Here is a 7,079-nt window from a genome sequence, read left to right as displayed (position 1 = left end):
GTAGAATCCATCACCGACTGGAACGCCAGAACCGGCGGGAGCTGCGCCAGCCGTTGCTCCCGCGCCGCGCGGCCAATTTGCTCCTGCAGGGCCTTCGTCAGCAGCCACGACTGGCGGGCGGCGTTCACCGGGAAAGAGTTGTATTTATACGGATTATATTCCGGGGAGATATTCAGCCAGGCCGCTTTGGCAAACGGCGGCAGCAGCGCCGGTAGCCCGGCAAAACCGGCGAACCGCGCAAAGGCCGTCACGCCAATCATCGGTGAGAGCAGGATCACCTGCTGCGGTTTACGCAGCGCTGGCGCGTCCAGCGCATCGAGGGCATATTTCATCGCCAGCGCCCCGCCGTTGGAGTAGCCCACCAGATGCAGAGGCACAGCATCACCCGCCAGGCGCGTGGCTTCCCGTACGGCAAGGCGCGTGGCCGCCAGCCACATTTCCCAGTCAACATCCGTCAGCGCGCCGGGCGCGGTGCCGTGTCCGGGAAGACGCGGGACCACGGCCACAAAGCCGTGCTGCTGATAGTTCACGGCAAGGCGCCTGACGCTGTATGGCGAATCCGTCAACCCGTGCAGTAGCACCACCGCGCCGCGGGGCTTGCCGGCTGGCATCAGCACAAAGGAGCGGTTGGCATCGGGGGCAAACTGACCGGGCCACACCAGGCTATGACGGTAATAGCGGTTTAACGGGGTTTGTTCCTCGCCCGCTGTTTTCGCCGTCACCGCGTTATCCAGATCGGTGAAAATCGCCTTTTCCCGCGCGAGGTACCCGGCAAAGTCGGCGTTATCCAGCTCGCGCACGGACATCTCATCGGCCCGCCAGGTATGCCAGAGATGCAGTTCCGGCCCCTGCTGCGAGAGATACACCCGCACCGCCAGCAGAACGACCAGAACGATCCCCACGACCATTCCTGTTTTCTTTGCAAGCGCGATCAGGCGCACGCTGACTCGCCAGGGCAAATTCGCCATGAGGGATCCTTTTATGTTCTCAGTGCTTCTATCTTATCAAAAATGTGAACAGGCTGACGTATTCACCAAATTCATACCTGCACGGTCAGACAGTGCACCAAAAGTGAACTACGCTGCACAAATGTTGATCATTGGTTAACCAAATACTGCATGAAGTTTACTGCGCAGCGGGGTTTCACCCGCCTGTGAACATGGCACGCGTCATGCATTGTTAACCAGGTAACACATTTTCGGCCATTGACAGCCAGTTAACAGCGAGGCGGTATGACGACGAAACCTGAGATGTTGAGCCGTATCGAAGCGACCTTCAGCCAGCTGACACCCAGCGAAAAGCGGGTCGGGAGCTGGCTGCTGGCGCACGCCGCGCAAATCCCGTTTGAAACGGCGGAGAGCGTCGGGCTGGCAAGCGGGACCAGCGGAATTACCGTCGGTCGCTTCCTGCGCAAGCTGGGGTATCGCAACCTGGAGGATGCCAAAAAGAGCCTGCGCGATCCGTACCAGCCCTGGGGCATGAACGAGCGCCTCGACTCCTGGCAGCAGCAGCGCCCCCTGCCCAATCGCCTTCAGCATGCTCTGTCGCTGGAGGTGGATGCCATTACGCAGGTGTATCAGCTGGCGCAAACGGACGCTTTTCGTCAGGTGGTGCACAACCTCGCCCACGCGGACGCGGTGTTTGTGCTGGGGATCCAGTCCACGCGCGGGATTGCCAATGCCTTCTTCAGCCACCTTGAATACCTCCGCCCGCGCGTGAGCTATTCGGAGGGCGCTTCCGGCAGTTGGGTGGAATCCCTGAACTCCGGGTTTGCGCACCCTTATGTCGTGCTGACCGACACGCGCACCTACTCCACGATGGCTCGCCAGTACTGCCGCGTCGCGAGCGAGAAAGGCATTCCGCTGGCCTTAATCACCGACATCTGGTGCCCGTGGGCGCGGGATTACCCGATTGATTTACTGCAGGTGAAAACCGATACCGGTCATTTCTGGGATTCACTTGCCCCGGTGAGCTGTCTGTTCAACCTGCTGCTGTCGGGCGTGGTGGAAGCGCTGGGTGAGGCGCTCCCGGCGCGTCTGGCGGTAAACCGACAATTACAACAAGAGTTTGGTCAATTCGAACGCTAAAGGAGCGGAGCTATGCCCGAAGAGAGTGAACTGATTGATGTGGCGAAGACGTTTCCCACGCTGCATATCGATCTGAAGTACGCCACCGCCGACAACATCACCGGCCGCCCGATCTATCAGGAGGCGCTGTGCCTGCTGCATACCGACGCGGCCACCGCCCTGGCAAAAGCCATCAGCATTGCCTCTCTGGCCGGTCTGAAGCTGGTGGTCTACGACGCCTATCGGCCGCAGCAGGCGCAGGCTCAGCTGTGGGATGCCTGTCCGAACCCGGAATACGTGGTCGACGTGGCGATTGGCTCCAATCACAGCCGCGGCACGGCCATCGACGTGACCCTGATGGATGAACATAACGCCGTGCTGGATATGGGGGCCGGTTTTGATGAAATGCATGACCGATCGCATCCGTATCACCCCTCCGTGCCGCCGCACGCCCAGCGCAACCGTCTGCTGTTGAACGCCATCATGTTTGGCGGCGGTTTTGTGGGTATCAGCAGCGAATGGTGGCACTTTGAACTGCCGAATGCCGCCAGCTACCCGCTGCTTGACGACCGTTTTGCCTGTTTTCCACTGACGCACACCCCTCTTTAAACCTGGAGCACTGCCATGAAAACATCGCTTATCTCGACTCTGATCGCCGCCACGCTGGCCCTGAGTGCCCCGCTGGCGCTGGCTGCCGTCCCGAAAGACATGCTGGCGATCGGCAAAGCCGCTGACCCACAAACGCTCGATCCGGCCATCACCATTGATAACAACGACTGGACCGTCACCTATCCGTCCTACCAGCGTCTGGTCAAGTACAAGCCAGGCTCTACCGAGGTGGAAGGCGATCTGTCGACGGGCTGGAAGGCGTCCGACGACCAGAAAGAGTGGACCTTCACCCTGGCGGATAACGCCAAATTCTCCGACGGCACACCGGTCACCGCCGAGGCGGTCAAACTCTCCTTTGAGCGCCTGCTGAAGCTCAGCCAGGGGCCGTCCGAAGCCTTCCCGAAAGATCTGAAAATTGATGCCGTTGATGAGCATACGGTGAAGTTCACCCTCAGCCAGCCGTTCGCGCCTTTCCTCTACACCCTGGCGAACGACGGCGCCTCCATCATTAACCCGACGGTGCTGAAGGCCAATGCCGCGGACGATGCGCGCGGCTATCTGGCGCAAAACACCGCCGGCTCCGGACCGTTTATGCTGAAGAGCTGGCAGAAAGGCCAGCAGCTGGTGCTGGTGCCAAACCCCCACTGGCAGGGTGAGAAGCCACACTTCAAGCGCGTCTCGGTAAAAATTATCGGTGAGAGCGCATCGCGTCGTCTGCAGCTTTCCCGCGGTGACCTGGACATTGCCGACTCACTTCCGGTCGATCAGCTTGCGGCCCTGAAGCAGGAAGGGAAAGTGGCCGTCGCCGAATACCCGTCCCTGCGCGTGACTTACCTCTATCTCAACAACAGCAAAGCGCCGCTCAACCAGGTCGATTTACGCCGCGCGGTCTCCTGGGCGACGGACTATCAGGGGATGGTGAAAGGCATTCTGAGCGGCAACGGCAAGCAGATGCGCGGCCCGATCCCGGAAGGCATGTGGGGCTTTGACGCCACGGCAATGCAGTACAGCTTCGATGAGGCCAAAGCTAAAGCGGCGCTGGAGAAGGTCAAAGATAAGCCCGCCAGCCTGACCTTCCTCTACTCGGACAACGATCCGAACTGGGAGCCTATCGCCCTCTCGACGCAGGCCAGCCTTGGCAAAATCGGCATTAACGTCAAGCTGGAAAAACTGGCCAACGCCACCATGCGCGACCGCGTCGGAAAAGGCGATTACGACATTGCCATCGGCAACTGGAGCCCGGACTTTGCCGACCCGTACATGTTCATGAACTACTGGTTCGAATCGGACAAAAAAGGGCTGCCGGGCAACCGGTCGTTCTATGAGAACAAAGAGGTCGATTCCCTGCTGCAGGCGGCGCTGAAAACCACCGACCAGGCGGAACGCACCAAAGATTACCAGCAGGCGCAAAAGGTGGTCATCGACGAGGCGGCCTACGTTTATCTGTTCCAGAAGAACTACCAGTTGGCGATGAACAAAGAGGTCAAAGGCTTCACCTTTAATCCAATGCTCGAGCAGGTGTTCAACATCGCCACCATGAGTAAATAACGGTTCTCGCCGGGGGAAAGTGTATGACGTTCTGGAGCATCGTGCGCCAGCGCTGCTGGGGGTTACTCCTGGTGGTGGCCGGTGTCTGTATTATCACTTTTATTATTTCACACCTGATCCCCGGCGATCCGGCCCGTCTGCTGGCCGGCGATCGCGCCAGCGACGAAATCGTGCAGAACATCCGCCAGCAGTTAGGGCTGGATCAGCCGCTGTATATACAGTTTGGCCGCTACGTGGACGCCCTGGCCCACGGTGATTTAGGCACCTCCATCCGTACCGGGCGTCCGGTCGCTGAAGACCTGAAGGCCTTTTTCCCCGCCACGCTGGAACTGGCTTTTTGTTCTCTGGTGCTGGCGCTGGTCATCGGCGTGCCGCTGGGGATTTTGTCGGCGGTTTACCGCAACCGCTGGCTGGATCATCTGGTGCGTTTAATGGCGATGACCGGGATCTCCACGCCGGCCTTCTGGCTCGGTCTGGGCGTCATTGTCCTGTTCTACGGACACCTGCAGATCCTGCCGGGCGGCGGCAGGCTGGACGACTGGCTCGACCCGCCTGCCCATGTCACCGGCTTTTATCTGCTGGACGCACTGCTGGAAGGTAACGGAGAGGTCTTTTTCAATGCGCTGCAGCACCTGATTTTGCCCTCGCTGACGCTGGCGTTTGTTCACCTGGGCATCGTGGCGCGTCAGGTCCGTTCCGCGATGCTGGAGCAGCTTAGCGAGGACTATATCCGCACCGCGCGCGCCAGCGGCCTGCCCGGCTGGTATATCGTCCTGCGCTATGCCCTGCCCAATGCGATGATCCCATCGATTACCGTGCTCGGGCTGGCGCTGGGCGATCTGCTGTACGGCGCCGTGCTGACCGAAACCGTCTTTGCCTGGCCGGGCATGGGCGCCTGGGTGGTGACCTCCATTCAGGCGCTCGATTTCCCTGCCGTGATGGGCTTTGCCGTCGTGGTTTCGCTGGCCTACGTGCTGGTTAATCTGGTGGTCGATCTGCTTTACCTGTGGATTGACCCGCGAATCGGGCGCGGAGGTGCCGAATGATGTTAACGCAGGAAACGCCCGTCCCGGTTAAAACCGCCAGACAACGCATCAACTGGGCAAAGCTGTTCTGGATGCTGCGTCAAAGCCCGCTCACGATCGTCGGCGGCGTCATTATGATTGCGATGCTCTTCCTGATGGTGGCCTCACCGTGGATTGTGCCGCATGACCCGAACGCGCTGGATCTGACCGCCCGCCTGCAGGCGCCTTCTGCGCAGCACTGGTTTGGTACCGACGAGGTGGGCCGCGACCTGTTCAGCCGCGTGCTGACGGGCAGCCAGCAGTCGATTACTGCCGGGCTGGCGGTGGTGGTGATTGCGGGCGGCATTGGCTCGCTGCTGGGCTGTCTGTCCGGCGTGCTCGGCGGGCGCGGCGACGCAATCATCATGCGGGTGATGGACATTATGCTCTCGATTCCCTCCCTGGTGCTGACCATGGCGCTGGCCGCCGCGCTCGGGCCGAGCCTGTTTAACGCCATGCTGGCGATTGCGATTGTCCGCATTCCGTTTTACGTCCGGCTGGCGCGCGGGCAAACCCTGGTGGTGCGCCAGTTTACCTACGTGCAGGCCGCCCGCACCTTTGGCGCGTCCCGCTGGCATTTGATCCGCTGGCATATCCTGCGCAACGCCCTGCCGCCGCTAATTGTGCAGGCGTCGCTGGACATCGGCAGCGCCATCCTGATGGCCGCCACGCTGGGGTTTATTGGCCTGGGGGCGCAGCAGCCCACCGCCGAATGGGGCGCGATGGTGGCCGTCGGCCGTAACTACGTTCTGGACCAGTGGTGGTACTGCGCGTTTCCCGGTGCGGCGATTTTGATAACCGCCGTGGGCTTTAACCTGTTTGGCGACGGTATCCGCGATCTGCTGGATCCGAAATCGGGAGGTAAACAGTGATGACCGATCCGGTACTCAAGATTGAAGACCTGCATCTGAGCTTCCCGATTTTTCGCGGCGAGGTTCACGCGCTGAACCACGTCTCGCTGGAGATCGGCAGGGGTGAAATTGTCGGCGTGGTGGGCGAATCCGGTTCGGGTAAATCGGTGACCGCCATGCTCGCCATGCGTCTGCTGCCGGAAGGCAGCTACCGCATTCATCATGGTCAGGTGAAATTACTCGGCGAAAATGTCCTGACGGCATCCGAGAAACAGCTTCGCCAGTGGCGCGGCGCAAAGGTCGCGATGATTTTTCAGGAGCCGATGACTGCCCTCAACCCGACGCGGCGAATTGGCAAACAGATGGTCGAGGTGATCCGCCAGCATCAGCCGCTTTCCCGGCATGAGGCGCAACAGAAGGCGATTACCCTGCTGGAAGAGATGCAAATCCCGGATGCGAAGGCGGTCATGGCGCGCTATCCGTTTGAGCTGTCCGGCGGGATGCGCCAGCGGGTGATGATCGCCCTTGCCTTCTCCTGCGAGCCGGAGCTGATTATCGCCGACGAACCGACCACCGCGCTGGACGTCACCGTCCAGCTGCAGGTGCTGCGCCTGCTGAAGCACAAGGCACGGGCCAGCGGCACCTCGGTGCTGTTTATCAGCCACGATATGGCCGTGGTGTCCCAGCTCTGCGACAGAGTGTACGTGATGTATGCGGGCAGCGTGATCGAGAGCGGTGCCACGCAAACGCTGATCCATCAGCCTGTTCATCCTTATTCCATCGGCCTGCTGCAGTGCGCGCCGGAAAACGGCCAGCCGCGCGCCCCGCTTCCCGCCATCCCCGGCACGGTCCCCAACCTCAGCCAGCTTCCGCAGGGATGCGCGTTCCGCGAGCGCTGCTTTGCCGCCGGGGCGAAATGCAGCGAAACGCCGCGCTTACAG

The 7,079-nt window shown here is 60.9% G+C and carries 7 protein-coding genes; 6 read left to right on the top strand and 1 reads right to left on the bottom strand.

Annotated features, from left to right (window positions below; all coding sequences use genetic code 11):
• A partial coding sequence (locus tag DOU50_RS01935; RefSeq protein ID WP_148768652.1) for an alpha/beta hydrolase occupies positions 1-968 on the bottom strand: 968 nt, incomplete at its 3' end.
• Between the two features lie 264 nt (positions 969-1,232).
• On the opposite strand from DOU50_RS01935, the gene DOU50_RS01930 reads away from it, so the two are divergent.
• The 6 genes from DOU50_RS01930 to DOU50_RS01905 form a co-directional block, all read left to right on the top strand.
• A complete protein-coding gene (locus DOU50_RS01930; protein WP_032647349.1) occupies positions 1,233-2,087 on the top strand; it encodes a MurR/RpiR family transcriptional regulator in 855 nt (284 codons plus the stop codon).
• Between the two features lie 12 nt (positions 2,088-2,099).
• Positions 2,100-2,675: a D-alanyl-D-alanine dipeptidase gene (gene ddpX, locus DOU50_RS01925; protein WP_024909540.1), complete on the top strand. Its 576-nt coding sequence runs from the start codon at positions 2,100-2,102 to the stop codon at positions 2,673-2,675.
• A 15-nt stretch (positions 2,676-2,690) separates the two neighbouring features.
• Positions 2,691-4,223, top strand: a complete 1,533-nt coding sequence (locus DOU50_RS01920) for an ABC transporter substrate-binding protein (protein ID WP_024909541.1) — start codon at positions 2,691-2,693, stop codon at positions 4,221-4,223.
• 23 nt (positions 4,224-4,246) lie between these two features.
• The gene (locus DOU50_RS01915; RefSeq protein ID WP_024909542.1) at positions 4,247-5,269 is read left to right on the top strand and encodes an ABC transporter permease; all 1,023 of its coding nucleotides are present in this window, start codon (positions 4,247-4,249) and stop codon (positions 5,267-5,269) included.
• Positions 5,266-6,159, top strand: coding sequence for a D,D-dipeptide ABC transporter permease (ddpC, locus tag DOU50_RS01910; RefSeq protein WP_047647662.1), 894 nt, complete (start codon positions 5,266-5,268; stop codon positions 6,157-6,159). Before DOU50_RS01915 ends, ddpC begins: the two co-directional genes overlap by 4 nt.
• Positions 6,159-7,079: ABC transporter ATP-binding protein (locus tag DOU50_RS01905; protein WP_148768651.1), on the top strand; the 921-nt coding region annotated here is incomplete at its 3' end. The genes ddpC and DOU50_RS01905, both read left to right, overlap by 1 nt.

Origin of the sequence: Enterobacter sp. C6 (genome assembly GCF_008122455.1) — a bacterium.
GTDB lineage: Bacteria > Pseudomonadota > Gammaproteobacteria > Enterobacterales > Enterobacteriaceae > Enterobacter > Enterobacter pseudoroggenkampii.
This window is presented reverse-complemented; position numbering and strand designations above follow the sequence as displayed.

What these genes read in the sequence shown, in the direction of transcription:
- DOU50_RS01915 (WP_024909542.1), top strand. Translation starts at nt 4,247, where the DNA reads ATGACGTTCTGGAGCATCGTGCGCCAGCGCTGCTGGGGGTTACTCCTG.
- DOU50_RS01920 (WP_024909541.1), top strand. Translation starts at nt 2,691, where the DNA reads ATGAAAACATCGCTTATCTCGACTCTGATCGCCGCCACGCTGGCCCTG.
- ddpC (WP_047647662.1), top strand. Translation starts at nt 5,266, where the DNA reads ATGATGTTAACGCAGGAAACGCCCGTCCCGGTTAAAACCGCCAGACAA.
- DOU50_RS01930 (WP_032647349.1), top strand. Translation starts at nt 1,233, where the DNA reads ATGACGACGAAACCTGAGATGTTGAGCCGTATCGAAGCGACCTTCAGC.
- ddpX (WP_024909540.1), top strand. Translation starts at nt 2,100, where the DNA reads ATGCCCGAAGAGAGTGAACTGATTGATGTGGCGAAGACGTTTCCCACG.